Source organism: Paenibacillus sp. SRL342 (genome assembly GCF_984798905.1).
Genome location: NZ_OZ481790.1, coordinates 6,256,071 through 6,275,935, shown reverse-complemented (window position 1 = coordinate 6,275,935; position 19,865 = coordinate 6,256,071). Strand labels below are relative to the sequence as shown.

General features: G+C 45.2%; 28 protein-coding genes. All 28 read left to right on the top strand.

The window, feature by feature from the left end; translation table 11 throughout:
* Positions 1 to 14 precede the first annotated feature (14 nt).
* The 28 genes from rpoC (at position 15) to secY (ending at position 19,811) form a co-directional block, all read left to right on the top strand.
* Positions 15 to 3,629, top strand: a complete 3,615-nt coding sequence (rpoC, locus tag AC4E8D_RS27670) for a DNA-directed RNA polymerase subunit beta' (RefSeq protein WP_221825252.1) — start codon at positions 15 to 17, stop codon at positions 3,627 to 3,629.
* 206 nt (positions 3,630 to 3,835) lie between these two features.
* Positions 3,836 to 4,084: a ribosomal L7Ae/L30e/S12e/Gadd45 family protein gene (locus AC4E8D_RS27665; protein WP_221825251.1), complete on the top strand. Its 249-nt coding sequence runs from the start codon at positions 3,836 to 3,838 to the stop codon at positions 4,082 to 4,084.
* A gap of 153 nt (positions 4,085 to 4,237) precedes the next feature.
* On the top strand, positions 4,238 to 4,660 hold the full coding sequence (gene rpsL / locus AC4E8D_RS27660; RefSeq protein ID WP_017692070.1) for a 30S ribosomal protein S12: 423 nt from the start codon (positions 4,238 to 4,240) through the stop codon (positions 4,658 to 4,660).
* Positions 4,661 to 4,747: 87 nt separating this feature from the next.
* A complete protein-coding gene (rpsG, locus tag AC4E8D_RS27655) occupies positions 4,748 to 5,218 on the top strand; it encodes a 30S ribosomal protein S7 (protein WP_017692071.1) in 471 nt (156 codons plus the stop codon).
* Between the two features lie 50 nt (positions 5,219 to 5,268).
* Positions 5,269 to 7,347: an elongation factor G gene (gene fusA / locus AC4E8D_RS27650; RefSeq protein WP_076216857.1), complete on the top strand. Its 2,079-nt coding sequence runs from the start codon at positions 5,269 to 5,271 to the stop codon at positions 7,345 to 7,347.
* Positions 7,348 to 7,442: 95 nt separating this feature from the next.
* Complete coding sequence (gene tuf, locus AC4E8D_RS27645) at positions 7,443 to 8,633, top strand: elongation factor Tu (RefSeq protein WP_017692073.1); 1,191 nt, start codon at positions 7,443 to 7,445, stop codon at positions 8,631 to 8,633.
* 436 nt (positions 8,634 to 9,069) lie between these two features.
* On the top strand, positions 9,070 to 9,378 hold the full coding sequence (gene rpsJ / locus AC4E8D_RS27640) for a 30S ribosomal protein S10 (protein ID WP_017692074.1): 309 nt from the start codon (positions 9,070 to 9,072) through the stop codon (positions 9,376 to 9,378).
* 46 nt (positions 9,379 to 9,424) lie between these two features.
* Positions 9,425 to 10,048 carry a 50S ribosomal protein L3 gene (rplC, locus tag AC4E8D_RS27635; RefSeq protein ID WP_017692075.1) on the top strand — a complete coding sequence of 208 codons (624 nt, stop codon included), beginning with the start codon at positions 9,425 to 9,427 and terminating at the stop codon, positions 10,046 to 10,048.
* Between the two features lie 25 nt (positions 10,049 to 10,073).
* Positions 10,074 to 10,697 (top strand): 50S ribosomal protein L4, encoded by a 624-nt coding sequence (gene rplD / locus AC4E8D_RS27630; protein ID WP_017692076.1) that lies wholly within the window; start codon positions 10,074 to 10,076, stop codon positions 10,695 to 10,697.
* Positions 10,697 to 10,987: a 50S ribosomal protein L23 gene (gene rplW / locus AC4E8D_RS27625; RefSeq protein ID WP_017692077.1), complete on the top strand. Its 291-nt coding sequence runs from the start codon at positions 10,697 to 10,699 to the stop codon at positions 10,985 to 10,987. Before rplD ends, rplW begins: the two co-directional genes overlap by 1 nt.
* A gap of 30 nt (positions 10,988 to 11,017) precedes the next feature.
* Positions 11,018 to 11,848 carry a 50S ribosomal protein L2 gene (gene rplB, locus AC4E8D_RS27620; protein WP_017692078.1) on the top strand — a complete coding sequence of 277 codons (831 nt, stop codon included), beginning with the start codon at positions 11,018 to 11,020 and terminating at the stop codon, positions 11,846 to 11,848.
* A gap of 70 nt (positions 11,849 to 11,918) precedes the next feature.
* A complete protein-coding gene (gene rpsS / locus AC4E8D_RS27615; RefSeq protein ID WP_062836183.1) occupies positions 11,919 to 12,197 on the top strand; it encodes a 30S ribosomal protein S19 in 279 nt (92 codons plus the stop codon).
* 35 nt (positions 12,198 to 12,232) lie between these two features.
* Positions 12,233 to 12,565 carry a 50S ribosomal protein L22 gene (gene rplV / locus AC4E8D_RS27610; protein WP_024633583.1) on the top strand — a complete coding sequence of 111 codons (333 nt, stop codon included), beginning with the start codon at positions 12,233 to 12,235 and terminating at the stop codon, positions 12,563 to 12,565.
* A 15-nt stretch (positions 12,566 to 12,580) separates the two neighbouring features.
* Positions 12,581 to 13,246: a 30S ribosomal protein S3 gene (gene rpsC / locus AC4E8D_RS27605; RefSeq protein ID WP_076216858.1), complete on the top strand. Its 666-nt coding sequence runs from the start codon at positions 12,581 to 12,583 to the stop codon at positions 13,244 to 13,246.
* A 2-nt stretch (positions 13,247 to 13,248) separates the two neighbouring features.
* Positions 13,249 to 13,683, top strand: coding sequence for a 50S ribosomal protein L16 (gene rplP, locus AC4E8D_RS27600; protein ID WP_017692082.1), 435 nt, complete (start codon positions 13,249 to 13,251; stop codon positions 13,681 to 13,683).
* Positions 13,673 to 13,870, top strand: a complete 198-nt coding sequence (gene rpmC / locus AC4E8D_RS27595; protein ID WP_017692083.1) for a 50S ribosomal protein L29 — start codon at positions 13,673 to 13,675, stop codon at positions 13,868 to 13,870. Before rplP ends, rpmC begins: the two co-directional genes overlap by 11 nt.
* A 48-nt stretch (positions 13,871 to 13,918) precedes the next feature.
* Positions 13,919 to 14,185, top strand: coding sequence for a 30S ribosomal protein S17 (gene rpsQ, locus AC4E8D_RS27590; RefSeq protein WP_017692084.1), 267 nt, complete (start codon positions 13,919 to 13,921; stop codon positions 14,183 to 14,185).
* Positions 14,186 to 14,219: 34 nt separating this feature from the next.
* Positions 14,220 to 14,588, top strand: a complete 369-nt coding sequence (rplN, locus tag AC4E8D_RS27585) for a 50S ribosomal protein L14 (protein WP_017692085.1) — start codon at positions 14,220 to 14,222, stop codon at positions 14,586 to 14,588.
* Between the two features lie 39 nt (positions 14,589 to 14,627).
* The gene (gene rplX, locus AC4E8D_RS27580; protein WP_017692086.1) at positions 14,628 to 14,981 is read left to right on the top strand and encodes a 50S ribosomal protein L24; all 354 of its coding nucleotides are present in this window, start codon (positions 14,628 to 14,630) and stop codon (positions 14,979 to 14,981) included.
* Between the two features lie 32 nt (positions 14,982 to 15,013).
* Positions 15,014 to 15,556: a 50S ribosomal protein L5 gene (gene rplE, locus AC4E8D_RS27575; RefSeq protein ID WP_221825249.1), complete on the top strand. Its 543-nt coding sequence runs from the start codon at positions 15,014 to 15,016 to the stop codon at positions 15,554 to 15,556.
* A 73-nt stretch (positions 15,557 to 15,629) separates the two neighbouring features.
* Positions 15,630 to 15,815, top strand: coding sequence for a type Z 30S ribosomal protein S14 (locus tag AC4E8D_RS27570; protein ID WP_013312154.1), 186 nt, complete (start codon positions 15,630 to 15,632; stop codon positions 15,813 to 15,815).
* Between the two features lie 32 nt (positions 15,816 to 15,847).
* Positions 15,848 to 16,246 carry a 30S ribosomal protein S8 gene (gene rpsH / locus AC4E8D_RS27565; protein ID WP_017692088.1) on the top strand — a complete coding sequence of 133 codons (399 nt, stop codon included), beginning with the start codon at positions 15,848 to 15,850 and terminating at the stop codon, positions 16,244 to 16,246.
* A gap of 30 nt (positions 16,247 to 16,276) precedes the next feature.
* On the top strand, positions 16,277 to 16,819 hold the full coding sequence (gene rplF, locus AC4E8D_RS27560; protein ID WP_017692089.1) for a 50S ribosomal protein L6: 543 nt from the start codon (positions 16,277 to 16,279) through the stop codon (positions 16,817 to 16,819).
* Positions 16,820 to 16,936: 117 nt separating this feature from the next.
* The gene (gene rplR / locus AC4E8D_RS27555; protein ID WP_017692090.1) at positions 16,937 to 17,305 is read left to right on the top strand and encodes a 50S ribosomal protein L18; all 369 of its coding nucleotides are present in this window, start codon (positions 16,937 to 16,939) and stop codon (positions 17,303 to 17,305) included.
* 27 nt (positions 17,306 to 17,332) lie between these two features.
* On the top strand, positions 17,333 to 17,830 hold the full coding sequence (gene rpsE, locus AC4E8D_RS27550; protein WP_017692091.1) for a 30S ribosomal protein S5: 498 nt from the start codon (positions 17,333 to 17,335) through the stop codon (positions 17,828 to 17,830).
* A gap of 13 nt (positions 17,831 to 17,843) precedes the next feature.
* Positions 17,844 to 18,029, top strand: a complete 186-nt coding sequence (gene rpmD, locus AC4E8D_RS27545; protein ID WP_017692092.1) for a 50S ribosomal protein L30 — start codon at positions 17,844 to 17,846, stop codon at positions 18,027 to 18,029.
* Positions 18,030 to 18,072: 43 nt separating this feature from the next.
* Complete coding sequence (gene rplO / locus AC4E8D_RS27540) at positions 18,073 to 18,513, top strand: 50S ribosomal protein L15 (protein WP_339305775.1); 441 nt, start codon at positions 18,073 to 18,075, stop codon at positions 18,511 to 18,513.
* Positions 18,513 to 19,811 (top strand): preprotein translocase subunit SecY, encoded by a 1,299-nt coding sequence (gene secY, locus AC4E8D_RS27535; RefSeq protein ID WP_076216860.1) that lies wholly within the window; start codon positions 18,513 to 18,515, stop codon positions 19,809 to 19,811. The genes rplO and secY overlap by 1 nt, the downstream gene beginning before the upstream one ends.
* The last annotated feature ends 54 nt before the right edge of the window (positions 19,812 to 19,865 follow it).

Below are 19,865 nucleotides of genomic sequence, written 5' to 3'. Positions count from 1 at the left end.
AGGAGGGTTGCTCCTTGTTGGACGTCAACAATTTCGAATACATGAAGATCGGGCTTGCTTCCCCAGAGAAAATTCGTTCTTGGTCCCGCGGAGAAGTGAAAAAACCGGAAACGATCAACTATCGTACGTTGAAACCGGAAAAAGAAGGGCTATTCTGCGAAAAGATTTTTGGCCCTACAAAAGACTGGGAATGTCATTGCGGTAAATACAAACGCGTCCGTTATAAAGGCGTTGTCTGTGATCGTTGTGGCGTTGAAGTAACACGTGCGAAAGTACGCCGCGAACGGATGGGCCATATTGAGCTCGCTGCTCCGGTATCGCATATCTGGTACTTCAAAGGTATTCCGAGCCGTATGGGTCTTGCCCTGGATATGTCTCCAAGATCTCTTGAAGAGATTATTTATTTTGCATCATATGTTGTAACTGATCCAGGAGAAACTCCACTGGAGAAAAAACAGCTGTTGTCCGAGAAAGAATACCGCAGCTACCGTGAAAAATACGGCTATGGTTTCCAGGCTGGCATGGGCGCAGAAGCGGTTAAAAAATTGCTTCAAGACCTTGACATAGACAAAGAGCTCGAGTTCCTGAAAGAAGAGCTCCGGACTGCGCAAGGACAACGTCGTAATCGTGCAATCAAACGTCTGGAAGTTATCGAAGCATTCCGCAACTCCGGCAACAAGCCAGAGTGGATGATCATGGATGTACTTCCTGTTATCCCGCCAGAACTTCGTCCAATGGTACAGTTGGATGGTGGACGTTTTGCAACGTCTGACCTGAATGACTTGTATCGCCGTGTAATCAACCGGAACAACCGTCTGAAACGTCTGCTTGATCTGGGCGCGCCAGATATTATCGTGCAAAATGAAAAACGGATGTTGCAGGAAGCTGTTGACGCATTGATCGATAATGGTCGTCGCGGACGCCCTGTAACGGGTCCTGGTAACCGTCCATTGAAATCTCTCAGCCACATGCTGAAAGGTAAACAAGGACGTTTCCGTCAGAACTTGCTCGGTAAACGGGTTGACTATTCTGGTCGTTCCGTTATCGTTGTCGGACCTTACCTGAAAATGTATCAGTGTGGTCTGCCAAAAGATATGGCACTTGAATTGTTCAAGCCTTTCGTTATGAAAGAGCTTGTAAATAAGGGGCTTGCCCACAATATCAAGAGCGCAAAACGTAAAGTTGAGCGTGTAAGTCCTGAGGTATGGGATGTTCTTGAAGAAGTAATCAAGGAGCATCCGGTTCTGTTGAACCGTGCCCCTACGCTTCACAGACTCGGTATTCAAGCGTTTGAACCGATTCTCGTTGAAGGTAAAGCAATTCGTCTTCACCCGCTCGTATGTACGGCATACAATGCCGACTTTGACGGTGACCAAATGGCCGTGCACGTTCCGTTGTCCGCTGAAGCTCAAGCGGAAGCACGTATCCTGATGCTTGCATCTGGTAACATTTTGAACCCGAAAGACGGTAAACCGGTTGTTACTCCTTCCCAGGATATGGTGCTTGGTTCTTACTACCTCACTATGGACAACAAGGAAGAAAAGGGCACAGGTATGATCTTGCGTACAGTTAACGAAGCTGTATCGGCATACCAACGTGGTACTGCTGGTCTGCATGCACGTGTAGCTATTCCGGTTAAGGCGCTTGGTAAAACAAGCTTCACGGAAGAACAGCAAGAAGGAATGTTGCTGACAACTATCGGTAAAATTATCTTCAATGAAATTTTCCCGGCAAGCTTCCCGTATATCAATGATGCGACTCGTGCTAACCTGTACCAAGGTACTGCAGATCACTCATTTGTATATGAAAAAGGTGCTGATCTCAGAGAAGCTATTATGAATGCTCCTCTGGCTGGCGGTGTCGGTAAAGAATACCTCGGCTCCATCATTGCACGTTGTTTTGAAATTTATCACACAACGGAAACAGCCGTTATTTTGGATAAAATCAAACAACTTGGATTCACATACTCTACACGTGCCGGTATTACGGTTGCGGTATCTGATGTTATCGTTCCGCCTGAGAAGTTTGAAATTCTTAGACAATCTGAGGAAAAAGCACAAATCGTTACGAATCAGTACCGTCGTGGTCTGATTACGAATGAAGAGCGCTATGACCGTATCATTGATATCTGGTCAAAATCCAAAGATGACATCACTGAGATTCTGATGAAGTCCATGGATCGTTACAACTCGATCATGATGATGGTTGACTCCAAAGCACGGGGTAACAAATCGCAAATCACCCAATTGGGCGGTATGCGTGGTCTGATGGCCAACCCATCCGGTCGAATCATCGAACTCCCAATCAAATCGAACTTCCGTGAAGGTTTGACGGTACTCGAGTACTTTATCTCCACTCACGGAGCGCGTAAAGGTTTGGCGGATACAGCCCTGCGTACAGCCGATTCAGGTTACCTGACTCGTCGTCTCGTAGACGTAGCCCAAGATGTAATCGTGCGTGATGATGATTGTGGTACAGATAAAGGCTTTACGGTAAGTCGTATCCAGGATGGTAAAGAGGTTATCGAAGATCTCTATGACCGTATTGAAGGCAGATACTGCTTCGAGACAGTTCGTCATCCGGAAACGAAAGAAATCATTGTAGGTCGCAATGAATTGATTGACTCCGATAAAGCAGAAGCGATCATCAAGGCAGGTATTACTAAATTGCAAATCCGCTCCGTCCTCAGCTGCCGTGCAAGTCATGGTGTCTGCAAGAAGTGTTATGGTCGCAACCTCGCGACTGGTAAACACGTGGAGATTGGTGAAGCAGTTGGTATTATTGCAGCACAGTCCATTGGTGAGCCGGGAACACAGCTTACAATGCGTACATTCCACACCGGTGGTGTAGCCGGAGACGATATTACGCAAGGTTTACCGCGTATCCAGGAGTTGTTTGAAGCTCGTAATCCTAAGGGTCAAGCAACGATCAGTGAGATTGATGGTGTAGTTAAAGAGATTCGCGAAGCGAAAGATCGTCGTGAAATCGAAATTCAAGGTGAGGCGGAATCCAAAGTTTACTCCGTTACCTACGGTTCCCGTGTGCGCGTAAGCGAAGGCGCGGAAGTTGAAGCAGGTGACGAGTTGACAGACGGTTCCATTGATCCAAAAGAGATGTTACGGATTAAAGGCATACGTGGTGTACAAAACTACATTCTGCAGGAAGTACAGCGCGTATATCGTAACCAAGGCGTAGAAATTAACGATAAGCACGTTGAAGTCATGATCCGTCAAATGCTGCGTAAAATCCGCATCGTAGATGCAGGAGATACTACGTTGTTGCCGGGATCGTTCGTGGATATGCATGAGTACGAAAGAGCTAACAAAATTGCGATTCTTAGTGATAAAGAGCCAGCGGTTGCTAAACCAATCCTGCTCGGTATTACGAAAGCATCCCTGGAAACAGACTCCTTCCTCTCGGCGGCTTCGTTCCAAGAAACTACACGTGTACTGACAGATGCAGCGATCAAAGGTAAAGTCGATCAGTTGCTCGGTCTGAAGGAAAATGTAATCATCGGTAAATTGATCCCTGCTGGTACAGGTATGCACCGTTACCGCAGCATCAAATTTGCTGAGCCAGAAGATGGCCAATCTTCAGTAGAAGAACTTGAGCCAGTTTCGGTTGATTAAATAGATTCCTCCTCATTTAGAGGGGAATGAAAGTTTTGTGCGTCAGGAGGCGGACGCTTGTATAATGCAGGCGGACGAATCCTGATGTACGTAAACTTTTAAAAAAATGTTTTAGGATTAGCATTGACAATGCTTGCGCTAGATGCTAATATATCAAAGGTGCGTGGGCAGCTGATTGTACATGGTTCTATTCGGAGGAATACACAATGTCTAATGAAAAAGCCTTGCAAGATGCTCATGTCAAAATAGGTACCAAACAGACCATGCGGATGGTGCAGACAGGTATGGCTTCTGAAGTCTATGTCGCAGAAGATAGTGATCCGCAGCTCACTTCCAAAATCATTGCTTTGTGTGAACAACACGATGTGAAGTACACGAAAGTGGATACAATGAAAAATCTCGGCAAAGCTTGCGGGATTGGAGTGGGAGCAGCTATGGCTGCTGTCGTAAAATGATAGTGTAAGGAACGTTTTTGTCCGAGAACTTTTAGGGATTCTCTAAGGCAAAAACTTTTCATTTGTCTTTTTATGAACCGCCTGGGTCTGTGGACTTAGCGAAAAGAGGTTTATAAAGAAACATGAATATTTGAGGAAGGGGGTGGCAATCACATGCCAACTATTAATCAACTGGTTCGTAAAGGACGTCAAGCAAAAGTTGAGAAGTCAAAATCTCCAGCTTTGCAAAAAGGATTCAACGCTTTGAAACGTGAATCTACTAACATCAGTGCCCCACAAAAACGTGGTGTCTGCACTCGTGTAGGTACAATGACTCCACGTAAACCAAACTCTGCACTTCGTAAGTATGCCCGTGTTCGTTTGACGAACCGTCTCGAGGTTACTGCTTATATCCCGGGAATCGGACATAACCTTCAAGAGCACAGTGTGGTATTGATCCGCGGAGGTAAAGTTAAAGACCTTGCGGGAGTTCGTTATCACATCGTTCGTGGAGCTCTCGATACTGCAGGCGTAAACAACCGTATGCAAGCTCGTTCGAAATACGGTGCAAAACGTCCAAAAGCTAAAAAAGCCTAAACCATTATAAGCAGAAAACCTGAAAGCCTTCTGGCTTAGGTCTGGAAGGTACAGGGTCTGCTGAACAAGAAAGAAAGGGGGATATCCATGCCACGCAAAGGTCCAGTTACGAAAAGAGACGTGTTGCCTGATCCGTTATACAACAGCAAGTTGGTTACTCGTTTAATCAACCGCATCATGATCGGCGGAAAACGCGGTGTTGCTCAAAGCATTCTGTATAATGCGTTCAAGTTGATTCAAGAACGTACGGGTAATGACCCTATGGAAGTATTTGAAGCAGCAATCAAGAACATCATGCCAGTCCTGGAAGTTAAAGCTCGCCGTGTCGGCGGTGCCAACTACCAAGTACCAATCGAGGTGAAACCAGAGAGACGTACTGCTCTGGGATTACGTTGGCTCGTGAACTACTCCCGCAACCGCGGTGAGAAAACAATGGAAGAGCGTTTGGCGGCTGAGATCATCGACGCTTCCAACAACACAGGCGCTTCCGTTAAAAAACGTGAAGATACGCACAAAATGGCTGAAGCGAACAAAGCGTTTGCTCACTACCGTTGGTAGGATTCAGTTCACAATAAAAAAAACTTCAATTTTGAAGGGAGACCCATTTCATGGCTAGAGAGTTCTCCTTAAAAAATACACGTAATATCGGGATCATGGCTCATATTGATGCGGGTAAAACCACGACAACTGAGCGGATCCTGTTTTACACAGGACGTACGCACAAAATCGGTGAAGTACACGAAGGCGCTGCGACAATGGACTGGATGGAACAGGAACAGGAGCGCGGAATTACGATTACTTCCGCTGCAACTACCGCTGCTTGGAAAGGCCACCGCGTTAATATTATTGATACCCCGGGACACGTTGACTTCACTGTTGAAGTTGAACGTTCCCTTCGTGTATTGGACGGAGCAGTTGGTGTATTCAGTGCGAAAGAAGGCGTTGAGCCTCAGTCGGAAACCGTATGGAGACAGGCTGACAAGTACGGCGTACCTCGTATCGCATATGTAAATAAAATGGATATCATCGGTGCTGACTTCCTGAACGTTGTATCTGACATGCGTGATCGCCTTCAAGCGAACGCTGTTGCGATTCAACTTCCAATCGGCGCTGAAAATGATTTCACTGGTATCATCGATATCGTTGCACAAAGAGCTCATATGTACAAAGATGATCTTGGTCAAGATATCGAAGAAACCGACATTCCTGCAGAATTTGCAGATCAAGTTGAAGAACTTCGCAACGAGTTGATTGAGCGCGTTGCTGAACTGGATGAAGATTTGACAATGAAATACCTGGAAGGCGAAGAGATTACAATTGATGAGATCAAAGCCGTACTCCGTAAAGGTGTTGTAGATGTTAAGATCTTCCCGGTTATCTGTGGATCCTCGTATCGTAACAAAGGTGTTCAACTGATGTTGGATGCTGTTATCGATTACTTGCCAGCTCCAACAGATGTTCCATCGATCACTGGACATCTTGAAGATGGAACTGAAGCAGTCCGTCAGTCATCCGATGAAGAGCCTTTCTCCGCATTGGCATTCAAAATCATGACGGACCCTTACGTTGGTAAATTGACATTCTTCCGCGTATACTCTGGTGTTCTTCAATCCGGATCATATGTATTGAATGCCACTAAAAACAAACGTGAGCGTATCGGTCGTATCCTTCAAATGCATGCGAACAGCCGTCAAGAAATCACTGTAGTTTACTCCGGTGATATTGCAGCTGCCGTAGGTTTGAAAGATACGGGTACAGGTGATACACTATGTGATGAGAAAAATCCGGTTATCCTGGAGTCAATGAACTTCCCTGATCCGGTTATCGAAATCGCCGTTGAACCTAAAACCAAAGCTGACCAAGATAAAATGGGTGTTGCTCTCGGTAAGTTGACTGAAGAGGATCCAACTCTTCGTGCTCATACTGACGAAGAAACAGGCCAAACAATCTTGGCAGGTATGGGTGAGCTTCACCTTGATATCATCATCGACCGTATGCGTCGTGAGTTCAAGGTTGAAACTACTGTGGGTAAACCACAAGTAGCTTACCGTGAAACATTCCGTGCTCCAGCGCGCGTTGAAGGTAAATTCGTACGTCAATCCGGTGGTCGTGGTCAATACGGTCACGTATGGGTTGAATTCGAACCTCTCGAGCCGGGTACAGGCAGCCAGTTCGAAAGTAAGGTTGTCGGTGGTTCCGTGCCAAGAGAATACATTCAACCTGCACTGTCAGGGATTGAAGAGCAAATGAAAAACGGCGTTATTGCAGGCTTCCCGCTTGTTGACGTTAAGGCTACAATCGTAGACGGATCTTACCATGATGTCGATTCCAATGAGATGGCATTTAAAATTGCCGGATCTATGGCGCTTAAAGCGGCTAAAGACAAGTGTAAACCAGTTCTGCTTGAGCCTATCATGAAAGTAGAAGTAACTGTTCCAGAAGAGTACATGGGTGACGTAATGGGTATGTTGAACTCCCGTCGTGGCCGCATTGAAGGTATGGATTCCCGTAGCGGAGCTCAAATCATTCGTGCTAAGGTGCCTCTGTCTGAAATGTTTGGTTACTCTACAACTCTTCGTTCCGGTACTCAAGGACGCGGCGTATTCTCCATGGAACTCTCTCACTATGAAGAAGTTCCTAAGAGCATCGCTGAAGAAATCGTTGCCAAAACAAAAGGCACCGAGTAGTTTTCTCACACTGGATGCAAGTGCATAAGAATTTAATTCGGAGCACTTCATTCAGTGAAAACATAAAATTATAATTTTAAGGAGGCCACGTTCAAATGGCAAAGGCTAAATACGAACGTAATAAACCCCACGTTAACATCGGTACTATTGGTCACGTCGATCACGGTAAAACAACTCTGACTGCTGCAATCACAACTGTATTGTCCAAAACTTACGGTGGTGCTGCAATTGCATTCGACCAAATCGACAAAGCTCCAGAAGAGCGCGAACGCGGTATCACAATCTCCACATCACACGTTGAGTACGAAACTGACACTCGTCACTACGCTCACGTTGACTGCCCAGGTCACGCCGACTATGTTAAAAACATGATCACTGGCGCGGCTCAAATGGATGGAGCTATCTTGGTAGTATCCGCAGCAGACGGCCCAATGCCACAAACTCGTGAGCACATCTTGCTCTCCCGTCAAGTAGGCGTACCTTACATTGTTGTATTCTTGAACAAATGTGACATGGTTGAAGACGAAGAGTTGTTGGAATTGGTTGAGATGGAAGTTCGCGACCTTCTTAACGAATATGAGTTCCCAGGTGACGATACTCCAATCACTCGTGGATCCGCTCGTGAAGCTCTGGCAAACCCAGATGGCGAATGGGCTCAAAAAATCGTTGAGATGTTCAAAGAGATCGACACTTACATCCCACTGCCTGAGCGTCAAACTGACAAGCCTTTCTTGATGCCTGTCGAGGACGTATTCTCCATCACTGGTCGTGGTACTGTTGCTACTGGCCGTGTAGAGCGTGGTACTGTTAAAGTCGGCGAAGAGATCGAAATCGTTGGTATCACTGAAGAAACTAAAAAATCCGTTGTAACAGGCGTTGAGATGTTCCGTAAATTGTTGGATTCCGCTCAAGCGGGAGACAACATCGGCGCATTGTTGCGTGGTGTTGACCGTACTCAAATCGAGCGTGGTCAAGTACTTGCAAAACCAGGTTCTGTTAAGCCACACACAGAATTCACAGCTCAAATCTACGTTCTGACTAAAGAAGAGGGCGGACGTCACAAACCATTCTTCACTGGTTACCGTCCACAGTTCTACTTCCGTACAACTGACGTAACAGGCATCATCAACTTGCCTGAAGGTACTGAAATGGTAATGCCTGGTGATAACATCACTGTTACTGTTTCCCTGATCTCCCCAATCGCGATTGAAGAAGGAACTAAATTCTCCATTCGTGAAGGCGGACGTACAGTAGGTGCCGGTTCCGTAGCATCTATCCAAAAATAATTTGGCTTAACGCTGAATAAAGCATATGTAACAGTGTACTGGAACGAGTAACATTGTATTGTAACGAAGCTTCGGAAGAGTTCTTTATCCGACATCGGATAGAGAACTCTTTTATTATGTTTAAAGTTCGGAACCTGCGTCATACGAAATGAACATCATTTACGAGTTTAGAAGGATTGGCAAGGCAGCCTGGATATTGAAGATTAACACTGCAATAAACGAAGTCATTTCATCAGAAAAGATAAGTTTAAATGTTTTTCTTAAATATGCTTGCAATACGCCTATCTTTTCTATATAATAATGAATGTTGTTCTGTGACGTTGCGATGATGTGAGAGGTTACTGGCACACCCGGCCCCTTTGCCATGGGAGAGTGGCTAGAAAATTTTCACGGAGTATGTCCGATAAAAAATTGGGCGATAGAAGGAGGGACTAAAATGGCAAAGCAAAAAATTCGTATTCGTTTGAAAGCTTACGACCACAGAATTCTTGATCAATCCGCGGAGAAAATTGTTGAAACAGCAAAACGTTCGGGTGCTGGTGTATCCGGTCCGATTCCGCTTCCTACTGAAAAACAAATCATTACTATTCTTCGTGCGGTGCACAAGTACAAGGATTCTCGGGAACAATTCGAACAACGTACACATAAACGTTTGATCGACATCGTTAACCCGACTCCACAAACTGTGGATGCCTTGATGCGCTTGGATCTGCCGTCCGGTGTAGATATCGAAATTAAATTGTAATATAAGCTACAACAAAGACCATGTATAAAGGAAAAGAGGTGTCAACATGAAAGCAATCTTAGGAAAAAAACTCGGAATGACTCAAGTATTTACTCCTGAAGGTAACGTCGTTCCAGTAACGGTTATCGAAGCAGGCCCTTGTGTTGTTTTGCAAAAGAAAGACATTGAGAACGATGGCTACGAAGCAATTCAAATCGGTTACTCCGATAAGAAAGAGAAAAATGCTAACAAGCCAGAAGCAGGTCACGCTAAAAAAGCGAACACTGCCCCTAAGCGCTACGTTCGTGAAGTTCGCGGTATCAACATCGCAGAATATGAAGTTGGCCAAGAACTGAAAGCTGACATTTTCGCTGAAGGCGAATTCGTTGACGTAACGGGCATTTCTAAAGGTAAAGGTTTTGCCGGCGTTATCAAACGTTGGGGACAAAGCACTGGACCTATGTCACACGGTTCGCGTTACCACCGTGGCCCTGGTTCAATGGGTTCGATCCAAGCTAACCGCGTTCCTAAAGGCAAACGCCTGCCAGGACACATGGGACATGATACTATTACAATCCAACGTCTTGAAGTAGTTAAAGTAGACGCTGAACGTAACGTGTTGCTCGTGAAAGGTTCCATTCCTGGACCGAAAAACAGTCTCATCAGAGTTAAAGAAACGGTGAAAAAATAACCACTGAAGAAAGGAGGAACACAAAATGCCAAAAGTATCAGTTTACAATGTAGATGGTAGCCAAGTAGGTGAAGTTGAATTGAACGATGCGGTTTTCGGAATTGAGCCGAATCAACACGTTCTGTACGATGCAGTTCTTATGCAACGCGCTTCCCTTCGTCAAGGTACCCACAAAGTAAAAGGACGTTCTGAAGTACGTGGCGGTGGACGTAAGCCTTGGAAACAAAAAGGTACAGGTCGCGCTCGTCAAGGTTCAATTCGTTCACCACAATGGAAAGGCGGCGGTATCGTATTTGGTCCAACACCACGGAGCTATGCGTATAAACTGCCTAAGAAAGTTCGCCGCTTGGCGATCAAATCAGCCCTTTCATCTAAAGTGCTTGACAATGACATTATCGTTTTGGACGCTCTCACGTTGAGCACGCCTAAAACTAAAGAATTCGCAGCCATCTTGAGTAACCTCAAAGTGGGACGTAAAGCTTTGATCGTAGCTCCTAGCTATGATGATAATGTAGCTCTTTCCGCACGGAATATTCCAGGCGTGAAATTCGTAGCTGCTGACGGCATTAATGTTCTTGACGTGCTTTCGCACGACAAATTGATCATTACGAAAGAAGCAGTTCAGAAGGTAGAGGAGGTGCTCGCGTAATGAAGGATCCTCGTGATATTGTAAAACGTCCGATTATTACGGAACGTACTGCTGACATGATGAACGACTTGAAATATGTATTTGAAGTCGATATCCGTGCAAACAAAACCGAGATCAAAAAGGCAGTAGAAGCTATTTTCAATGTAAAAGTGAAAAACGTGAACACGCTTCGTGTTCCAGCTAAGCCGAAACGGTACGGACGTTATTCCGGATATACTAGCGAATGGAAAAAAGCGTTTGTAACATTGACAAAAGACAGCAAAACGCTTGAGTTCTTTGAAACTGTATAATTGAATTTTTGAAGTAAGGAGGGAAACCTAGTGCCAATCAAAAAGTATAAACCAACATCCCCGGCAAGACGGAACATGTCCGTTTCTACATTTGAGGAAATCACCACAAATCAGCCGGAGAAATCGTTGTTGGCCCCGTTGAGCAAACAAGCAGGCCGCAACAACCAAGGTAAAATTACAGTTCGTCACCATGGTGGTGGACACAAACGTAAATACCGTATCATTGACTTCAAACGTACTAAAGATGGAATACCGGGCCGCGTTGCTACGATTGAGTATGACCCGAACCGTACATCCAACATCGCTTTGATTCACTATGCTGATGGTGAGAAACGTTACATCATCGCTCCTAAAGGTTTGAAAGTTGGAGATCAAGTATTCTCCGGACCTGAATCAGACATCAAAATCGGTAACGCACTGCCACTCGAAAACATTCCAGTAGGTACCGTTATCCACAACATTGAGTTGAAACCAGGTAAAGGCGGACAATTGGTTCGTGCTGCTGGTACAGAAGCTCAATTGCTTGGTAAAGAAGAAAAATACGTTTCCGTTCGTCTCTCTTCCGGAGAAGTTCGTCGTATTTTGAAAGTTTGCCGCGCGACAATCGGATCTGTTGGTAACCAAGACCACGAGCTCATCAAAATCGGTAAAGCCGGTCGTAGCCGTTGGTTGGGTAAACGTCCTGAGGTTCGTGGTGTAGTAATGAACCCTAACGATCACCCACACGGTGGTGGTGAAGGTCGTGCTCCAATCGGACGTAAATCGCCAATGTCACCATGGGGTAAACCTACTCTTGGTTACAAAACGCGTAAGAAAAATAAAGCTTCTGATAAATACATCATTCGCCGCCGCACGAAGTAATACACACTGTGCTAACTTCGTGAGGCATCTGCGGATGCATAATAGCTACGTTTGAAGGGAGGATCTCCACATGGGTCGCAGTTTGAAAAAAGGGCCATTCATTGATGGCTACATGCTCAAAAAGGTAGAAGAGATGGAAGCTTCAGGTAAGAAGAACGTAATCAAAACCTGGTCCCGTCGTTCTACAATTTTCCCACAATTCATCGGTCACACATTTGGCGTTTACGATGGTCGTAAACACGTGCCAGTGTATGTAACTGAGGACATGGTCGGACACAAACTGGGTGAGTTCGCTCCAACCCGTACGTACAAAGGCCATACTGATGATGATAAGAAAACAAGAAGATAAATGAACATCTTTAATGTTTGAGAGGAGGTTACACAATGGAAGCAAAAGCACATGCTAAGTTTATCCGGATTGCTCCTCGTAAAGTTCAACTCGTTGTTGACTTGATTCGCGGCAAGCAAGTAGGTGAGGCGGTTGCCATTCTCCGTCACACTCCGAAATCCGCTTCTCCAATCGTTGAGAAGTTGCTTAACTCCGCTATTGCGAATGCGGAACATAACTATTCTTTGGATGTTAACAACTTGGTTATCTCGCAAGCTTACGTGAACCAAGGACCGACAATGAAACGTTTCCGCCCTCGTGCAATGGGACGTGCAAGTCGTATTAACAAACGTACTAGCCACATTACTTTGGTGGTATCTGAGAAGTAGAAGGAGGGGAAATGTGTGGGCCAAAAGGTAAATCCAGTCGGACTCCGTGTCGGAATTATCCGTGACTGGGAATCTAAGTGGTATGCAGGCAAAGACTTCGGTGATCTTTTGATGGAAGACGTGAGAATTCGTGAATTCCTGAAAAATAAATTGAAAGACTCCGCTTTATCTCGTGTAGAAATTGAGAGAGCGGCTAACCGCGTAAACGTAACGATTCACACTGCTAAACCAGGTATGGTTATTGGTAAGGGTGGTTCGGAAGTTGAAAATCTTCGTAACCAAATTACGAAAATTGCTGGCGGTAAAAAAGTACACATCAACATTTCTGAAATTAAGAACCAAGACTTGGACGCTGTTCTTGTAGCTGAAAGCATTGCACAACAATTGGAACGTCGTGTTTCTTTCCGTCGTGCTCTGAAACAAGCAATTCAAAGAACTATGCGCTCCGGTGCTAAAGGTATCAAAACTCAAGTAGGCGGACGTCTTGGCGGTGCTGAGATCGCACGTTCTGAAGGCTACAGCGAAGGAACTGTTCCACTGCACACACTGCGTGCTGACATTGACTATGGTACTGCAGAGGCTCATACTACTTACGGACGTATCGGCGTAAAAGTATGGATCTATCGTGGAGAGGTTCTTCCTACGGCTAAGAAACAAGCTGCTAAGGAAGGAGGCAACTAATCATGTTGGTACCAAAACGTGTAAAACACCGTAAGCAACAACGTGGACATATGAAAGGCCAAGCTAAAGGCGGAACGACTCTGAACTTTGGCGAATACGGTCTGCAAGCTACGGAACCGGCTTGGATTACGAACCGTCAGATCGAAGCGGCTCGTATTGCGATGACTCGTTACATCAAACGTGGTGGTAAAGTTTGGATCAAAATTTTCCCAGACAAACCAATCACTCAAAAGCCTCTCGAGGTTCGGATGGGTAGCGGTAAAGGTAACGTAGAAAAATGGGTTGCAGTAGTGAAACCAGGTAAGATCATGTTTGAACTTGCTGGTGTACCGGAGGAAATTGCACGCGAAGCAATGCGTCTTGCCGCTCACAAACTGCCAATCAAAACGAAGTTCGTGAAACGTGAAGAATTGGGTGGTGAAGCAAATGAAAGCTAGTGAATTTCGCAACCTAACCTCTGCTGAAATCGAGCAAAAGATTGCCGGATTTAAAGAAGAACTCTTTAACCTCCGCTTTCAATTAGCTACCGGTCAGCTGGATAACCCGACTCGCATCCGTGATGTGCGGAAAGAAATAGCTCGTGCTAAAACCATTATCCGTGAGAGAGAATTGGGAATCGGTTAATTAGGGATAGGATGGACAATCCGTCCGTAATCAGGAAGGAGGCCAACAATGAGCGAAGAACGTAACGCACGTAAAGTGCAAACTGGTAAAGTGGTCAGCGATAAAATGGACAAAACAATTGTTGTTGCTGTAGAAACTTACAAAAAACACAACTTGTACCATAAACGCATTAAGGTTACTAAAAAATTCAAAGCACATGACGAAGAAAACACTGCGAAAATCGGTGACACGGTGAAAATCATGGAGACTCGTCCGCTTTCGAAAGATAAACGCTGGAGACTTACTGAAATCGTAGAAAAAGCGGTTATCATCTAATGCTCAGCAGCACTGCTGAAAGGAGGAATACTAAATGATTCAACCATTTACACGTTTGACTGTGGCTGACAACTCCGGTGCGAAGGAACTGATGTGTATCCGCGTACTCGGCGGTACGGGACGTCGTACAGCTCAAATCGGTGATCTGATCGTTTGTTCTGTTAAACAAGCAACACCAGGCGGCGTTGTCAAAAAAGGTGATGTAGTTAGAGCGGTTGTCGTTCGTACGAAACGTTCTGTACGTCGTAAAGACGGTTCCTACATCGGTTTTGATGAAAATGCAGCGGTTGTTGTAAAAGACGACAGAAGCCCACGTGGAACACGTATTTTCGGACCAGTTGCTCGCGAACTTCGCGATAAAGACTTCATGAAAATCGTTTCCTTGGCTCCAGAAGTTATCTAAAGCTTAATCTCGTGATGTTAGAAACAGGAGGTGTACGAAATGCCAAGAGTGAAAAAAGTTCTGGAATCCCATAACAACAAACTTCACGTTAAAAAGGAAGATACGGTTATGGTGATCAGCGGTAAAGACAAAGGTAAAAAAGGCCGTGTCATCGCTGCTTATCCTCGTGAGAACCGCGTCCTTGTGGAAGGTGTTAACATGGTGAAAAAACACCAGAAGCCTAACCAGCAAAATCCGCAAGGCGGCATTATCGAGAAGGAAGCTCCGATTCACGTTTCCAACGTAATGCACATCGATCCGAAGAGCGGAAAAGTAACCCGTGTAGGTTACAAAGTTTTGGATAACGGTAAGAAAGTGCGCGTTGCTAAACGTTCCGGAGAAATTATCGACTAATTGAACCGAATGAGAAAGGAGGGCTATGATTCATGGCATCAAGAATGAAAGAACGTTACCTGCAAGAAATCGCTCCTGCTTTGATGCAGAAGTTTAACTATACAACGGTAATGCAAGTGCCGAAAATCGAGAAAATCGTTATCAACATGGGTGTGGGCGACGCTGTCCAAAACTCTAAAGTGTTGGATTCCGCAGTAAGCGATTTGCAACTGATCGCAGGTCAAAAACCTGTAATCACTCGTGCTAAAAAATCTATCGCAGGATTCAAACTGCGTGAGAATATGCCTATCGGTGTGAAAGTAACATTACGCGGTGAGCGTATGTACTTCTTCCTAGATAAATTGCTCAACGTAACGCTTCCTCGTGTCCGCGACTTCCGCGGTGTATCGAGTAAAGCTTTCGATGGACGTGGTAACTACACACTGGGTCTGAAAGAGCAACTGATCTTCCCAGAGATCGAGTATGATAAAGTTGATAAAGTCCGCGGTATGGATATTGTCATCGTAACAACGGCGAAAACAGACGAAGAGTCCCGCGAATTGCTCACGCAAATGGGAATGCCTTTCGTTAAGTAATGTTGGCATAACGTTTCCGGGTGTCTGGAAAGACTCCCTTTTCTCCGAAATTATTTAGGAGGTGTCAGGCTAAGTGGCAAAAACTTCGATGAAAGTTAAACAACAACGTACACCTAAGTTTAAAGTACGTGCATATACACGCTGTGAGCGTTGCGGACGTCCACATTCGGTCCTGCAAAAGTTCAAAATTTGCAGAATTTGTTTCCGTGAATTAGCTTATAAAGGCCAGATCCCTGGCGTGAAAAAAGCAAGCTGGTAAAAAGTCCTGAACGGGAAGGAGGTTAACTCACAATGACTATGTCTGATCCAATTGCAGATATGCTTACTCGTATTCGTAACGCGAACACTGTTCGTCACGAAACGGTAGAAATGCCTGCTTCGACAATGAAAAAACAAATCGCCGATATCCTGAAGCGTGAAGGTTTCATCCGTGACGCTGAAGTTATCGATGATAACAAACAAGGGATTATCCGTGTTTTCCTGAAATACGGTCAAAATAACGAGCGCGTTATCACTGGTCTGAAAAGAATCAGTAAACCTGGTCTTCGTGTTTACACGAAAAGCAACGAAGTACCTCGTGTACTTGGTGGCCTGGGAATCGCGATCATCTCGACATCTAAAGGTATCATGACGGACAAAGAAGCTCGTCAATCGAAATCCGGCGGAGAAGTCGTTTGCTACGTTTGGTAATATAACGTCACAAGATAGGAGGTGCAACATATGTCTCGTATTGGTCGCAAACCAATCACAGTACCAAGTGGTGTAGACATCACCCTGGACAACACCGTTATTACGGTAAAAGGACCTAAAGGAACTTTGACTCGTGAGCTTCATAAAGACATGAAGGTTACGGTTGAAAATAACGAAATCACAGTTGTGCGTCCTTCCGATAACAAAACTCACCGTTCTTTGCACGGCACAACGCGTAGCGTTGTAAACAATATGGTGAGCGGCGTTACTGAAGGATTCGCGAAATCTCTGGAATTGGTTGGGGTCGGATATCGTGCAAGCAAATCCGGAGATAAAATCGTTCTGAACGTTGGTTACTCTCACCCGGTTGAAATTACACCGGAAGCGGGAATTGAATTCGAAGTACCTTCGAATACAAAAATCATCGTTCGCGGAATTGACAAAGAGCGTGTAGGTGCTTACGCTGCTAAAATCCGTTCCGTACGTGAACCTGAGCCATACAAAGGTAAAGGTATTAAATATGAAGGCGAGCGTATCATCCGTAAGGAAGGTAAAGCCGGTAAGAAGAAATAAGATTTCTCTTACCGCCTTTGCGCGGCTTTCGGCTTGCTTGCTTCGTGTGTTTCTAATATACCCCGTGGCTTCTGCTTTGAAGCCAGCGAGGTAACCTGAAAGGAGTGAATCTTTGAGATGATTACGAAACCAGATAAAAATAAGGCTCGTCTGAAAAGACACCTTCGTGTTCGTAAGAAAATCCAAGGAACGGCAGCACGTCCTCGTTTGAACGTATTCCGTTCTGGTAAACATATGTATGCTCAAATCATCGATGATGTTGCTGGTGTAACAATCGCTTCCGCGTCTACCGTAGACAAAGAATTGAGCACTGACATCAAAAATGGTGCATCTGTTGAATCAGCTCGTAAAGTTGGCGAACTCGTTGCTAAACGTGCTAAAGACAAAGGTGTTTCCAACATCGTATTTGACCGTAGCGGATATCTGTACCATGGTCGTATCGCAGCATTGGCTGAAGCGGCTCGTGAAGCAGGACTTGAGTTTTAAGATATTTTTCAAAAGGAGGTTAACGACTTGCGTGTAGATCCGAATACTTTGGAACTGACTGAAAGAGTTGTAAATATTAATCGCGTAGCTAAAGTAGTAAAAGGCGGACGCCGTTTCAGCTTTAGCGCACTGGTTGTAGTCGGCGACGGCAACGGCTGGGTTGGAGCTGGTATCGGTAAAGCGGGCGAAGTACCTGATGCAATTCGCAAAGGTATTGAAGACGCTAAGAAAAACCTTGTACACGTTCCACTCGTAGGAACATCGATTCCTCACTTGGTAACAGGTAAGTTCGGCGCAGGACGCGTGCTGTTGAAACCAGCATCTGAAGGTACTGGTGTTATCGCTGGTGGTCCTGTACGTGCGGTTCTCGAACTTGCTGGTGTAGGTGACATTTTGACAAAATCTCTGGGTTCTTCGAATTCCATGAACATGGTCAATGCGACTTTGGAAGGTTTGTCCCGTTTGAAGCGTGCTGAAGACGTGGCTAAACTGCGCGGAAAATCCGTCGAAGAGCTTCTGGGTTAAGGAGGGAATTCTCATGGCTAAATTAGAAATTACCCTCGTCCGCAGCTTGATCGGACGTCCGGAGACGCAAAGAACAACTGTGAAAACATTGGGTTTGCGCAAAATCAATAGCAAAGTGGTACAAAACGATAATCCTGCCATCCGTGGTATGATTAACAAAGTAAGCCACTTGGTTGCTGTTAAAGAAGTAGAAGCTTAATAACGGGTTAATCCCACAAATCTTTAAGGAGGTGCAACGAACGATGAAGTTACATGAGCTTTCACCATCTCCTGGATCCCGCAAAGAACGTAAACGTCTTGGTCGCGGTCCAAGTAGTGGTACAGGTAAAACATCAGGTCGCGGTCACAAAGGACAAAATTCTCGTTCTGGCGGTGGAGTTCGTCCAGGCTTCGAAGGTGGACAAAATCCATTGTATCGTCGCTTGCCAAAACGTGGTTTCGTAAACCCAACTCGCAAAGAATATGCAGTTGTGAATACTGAAGACCTGAACAGTTTTGCTGCGGGTACTGAAGTAACTCCAGAATTCTTGATGACGAACGGCGTAGTTAAAAACGCTAAATTCGGAATCAAAATCCTGGGTAACGGTGATGTCACTGTGAAGCTGACTGTTAAAGCTAACAAGTTTTCTCAATCTGCTATTGAGAAAATTGAAGCTGCTGGCGGTACAACTGAGGTGATTTAATGTTCAAGACCCTAAAGAATATCTGGCGGGTTGAAGATCTGCGCAAAAGGGTATTATTTACCCTTTTTGTACTGATCATTTACCGCATCGGCTCCTTTGTCCCCGTGCCGGGAGTTAACAAAGATGTGTTCGAAGCGACAAATTCTGCGGGTAAAGAAGTTTTTGGACTTCTCAATACGTTCTCGGGTGGAGCGCTCTTCCAGTTCTCGATATTTGCGCTCGGGATCGTGCCTTACATCACTGCGTCTATCATAGTACAGTTGCTTTCCATGGACGTTATTCCTAAATTAGCGGAGTGGGCAAAGCAAGGTGAACAAGGTAAGAAGAAATCTGCACAGTTGACCCGTTATTTAACCATCGGGCTGGCATTGATTCAAGCGTTTGGTACGTCGATCGGATTCAACCGCTTGTACAATACAGAGATGGTGCCTAACGCTACATTTGCAGATTATATCTTGATCGCGATTGTACTTACGGCCGGTACTTCATTCCTGATGTGGCTTGGTGAGCAGATCACCGAGAAGGGCATAGGAAACGGGATTTCGATCTTGATCTTTGCGGGTATCCTATCTACGGTGCCTAACATTATCAAACAAACGGTCGAATCTGACTTCATTCAACCTGACCAACTGTTTATGAATATTCTTAAAGGTGTTATCATCGCAATTGTTATTGTGTTGATCATCATAGGGGTCATTTATATTCAGCAGGCGATTCGGAAGATTCCGGTACAGTACGCTAAACGTGTCGTAGGTAACAAAATGTACGGTGGACAGAATACACATATCCCGCTGAAAATTAATGCAGCAGGTGTTATCCCTGTCATCTTTGCTTCATCGCTGTTGATGTTCCCAACGATCATTGCCAACTTCTGGGCAGATCGCCTTTGGGCACAGTGGATCGGACAGAACCTGACTACACACAAACCTCTGGGTATGTTGCTGTATGTCGTGATGATCTTCGGTTTCACATTCTTCTATACTTTCGTACAGATGAATCCACAGCAGATGGCTGATAATATGAAAAAGAACGGCGGTTATATCCCAGGCATTCGCCCGGGTAAAGCAACCGAGAAATATCTGACCCGTGTCATGACTCGTTTGACAATGGCCGGAGCCATCTTCTTGGCAGTCATTTCCGTTCTGCCTGTATTCTTAGGGGCACTTTCTGGTTTGCCTCAATCTGCGCAAATTGGAGGAACATCCCTCCTGATCGTTATCGGTGTTGCGCTGGATACGATGAAGCAAATCGAAAGCCAATTGATCAAACGCCACTACAAAGGTTTTATCAATAAATAGGCAATAGGTACCGGTCGAGTGAAGATTTACTTGCCGGCACCTATTGTGCTGTTT

What these genes read in the sequence shown, in the direction of transcription:
- AC4E8D_RS27665 (WP_221825251.1), top strand. Translation starts at nt 3,836, where the DNA reads ATGTCTAATGAAAAAGCCTTGCAAGATGCTCATGTCAAAATAGGTACC.
- rpsL (WP_017692070.1), top strand. Translation starts at nt 4,238, where the DNA reads ATGCCAACTATTAATCAACTGGTTCGTAAAGGACGTCAAGCAAAAGTT.
- rpsG (WP_017692071.1), top strand. Translation starts at nt 4,748, where the DNA reads ATGCCACGCAAAGGTCCAGTTACGAAAAGAGACGTGTTGCCTGATCCG.
- fusA (WP_076216857.1), top strand. Translation starts at nt 5,269, where the DNA reads ATGGCTAGAGAGTTCTCCTTAAAAAATACACGTAATATCGGGATCATG.
- tuf (WP_017692073.1), top strand. Translation starts at nt 7,443, where the DNA reads ATGGCAAAGGCTAAATACGAACGTAATAAACCCCACGTTAACATCGGT.
- rpsJ (WP_017692074.1), top strand. Translation starts at nt 9,070, where the DNA reads ATGGCAAAGCAAAAAATTCGTATTCGTTTGAAAGCTTACGACCACAGA.
- rplC (WP_017692075.1), top strand. Translation starts at nt 9,425, where the DNA reads ATGAAAGCAATCTTAGGAAAAAAACTCGGAATGACTCAAGTATTTACT.
- rplD (WP_017692076.1), top strand. Translation starts at nt 10,074, where the DNA reads ATGCCAAAAGTATCAGTTTACAATGTAGATGGTAGCCAAGTAGGTGAA.
- rplW (WP_017692077.1), top strand. Translation starts at nt 10,697, where the DNA reads ATGAAGGATCCTCGTGATATTGTAAAACGTCCGATTATTACGGAACGT.
- rpsS (WP_062836183.1), top strand. Translation starts at nt 11,919, where the DNA reads ATGGGTCGCAGTTTGAAAAAAGGGCCATTCATTGATGGCTACATGCTC.
- rplV (WP_024633583.1), top strand. Translation starts at nt 12,233, where the DNA reads ATGGAAGCAAAAGCACATGCTAAGTTTATCCGGATTGCTCCTCGTAAA.
- rplP (WP_017692082.1), top strand. Translation starts at nt 13,249, where the DNA reads ATGTTGGTACCAAAACGTGTAAAACACCGTAAGCAACAACGTGGACAT.
- rpmC (WP_017692083.1), top strand. Translation starts at nt 13,673, where the DNA reads ATGAAAGCTAGTGAATTTCGCAACCTAACCTCTGCTGAAATCGAGCAA.
- rpsQ (WP_017692084.1), top strand. Translation starts at nt 13,919, where the DNA reads ATGAGCGAAGAACGTAACGCACGTAAAGTGCAAACTGGTAAAGTGGTC.
- rplN (WP_017692085.1), top strand. Translation starts at nt 14,220, where the DNA reads ATGATTCAACCATTTACACGTTTGACTGTGGCTGACAACTCCGGTGCG.
- rplX (WP_017692086.1), top strand. Translation starts at nt 14,628, where the DNA reads ATGCCAAGAGTGAAAAAAGTTCTGGAATCCCATAACAACAAACTTCAC.
- rplE (WP_221825249.1), top strand. Translation starts at nt 15,014, where the DNA reads ATGGCATCAAGAATGAAAGAACGTTACCTGCAAGAAATCGCTCCTGCT.
- rpsH (WP_017692088.1), top strand. Translation starts at nt 15,848, where the DNA reads ATGACTATGTCTGATCCAATTGCAGATATGCTTACTCGTATTCGTAAC.
- rplF (WP_017692089.1), top strand. Translation starts at nt 16,277, where the DNA reads ATGTCTCGTATTGGTCGCAAACCAATCACAGTACCAAGTGGTGTAGAC.
- rplR (WP_017692090.1), top strand. Translation starts at nt 16,937, where the DNA reads ATGATTACGAAACCAGATAAAAATAAGGCTCGTCTGAAAAGACACCTT.
- rpmD (WP_017692092.1), top strand. Translation starts at nt 17,844, where the DNA reads ATGGCTAAATTAGAAATTACCCTCGTCCGCAGCTTGATCGGACGTCCG.
- rplO (WP_339305775.1), top strand. Translation starts at nt 18,073, where the DNA reads ATGAAGTTACATGAGCTTTCACCATCTCCTGGATCCCGCAAAGAACGT.
- secY (WP_076216860.1), top strand. Translation starts at nt 18,513, where the DNA reads ATGTTCAAGACCCTAAAGAATATCTGGCGGGTTGAAGATCTGCGCAAA.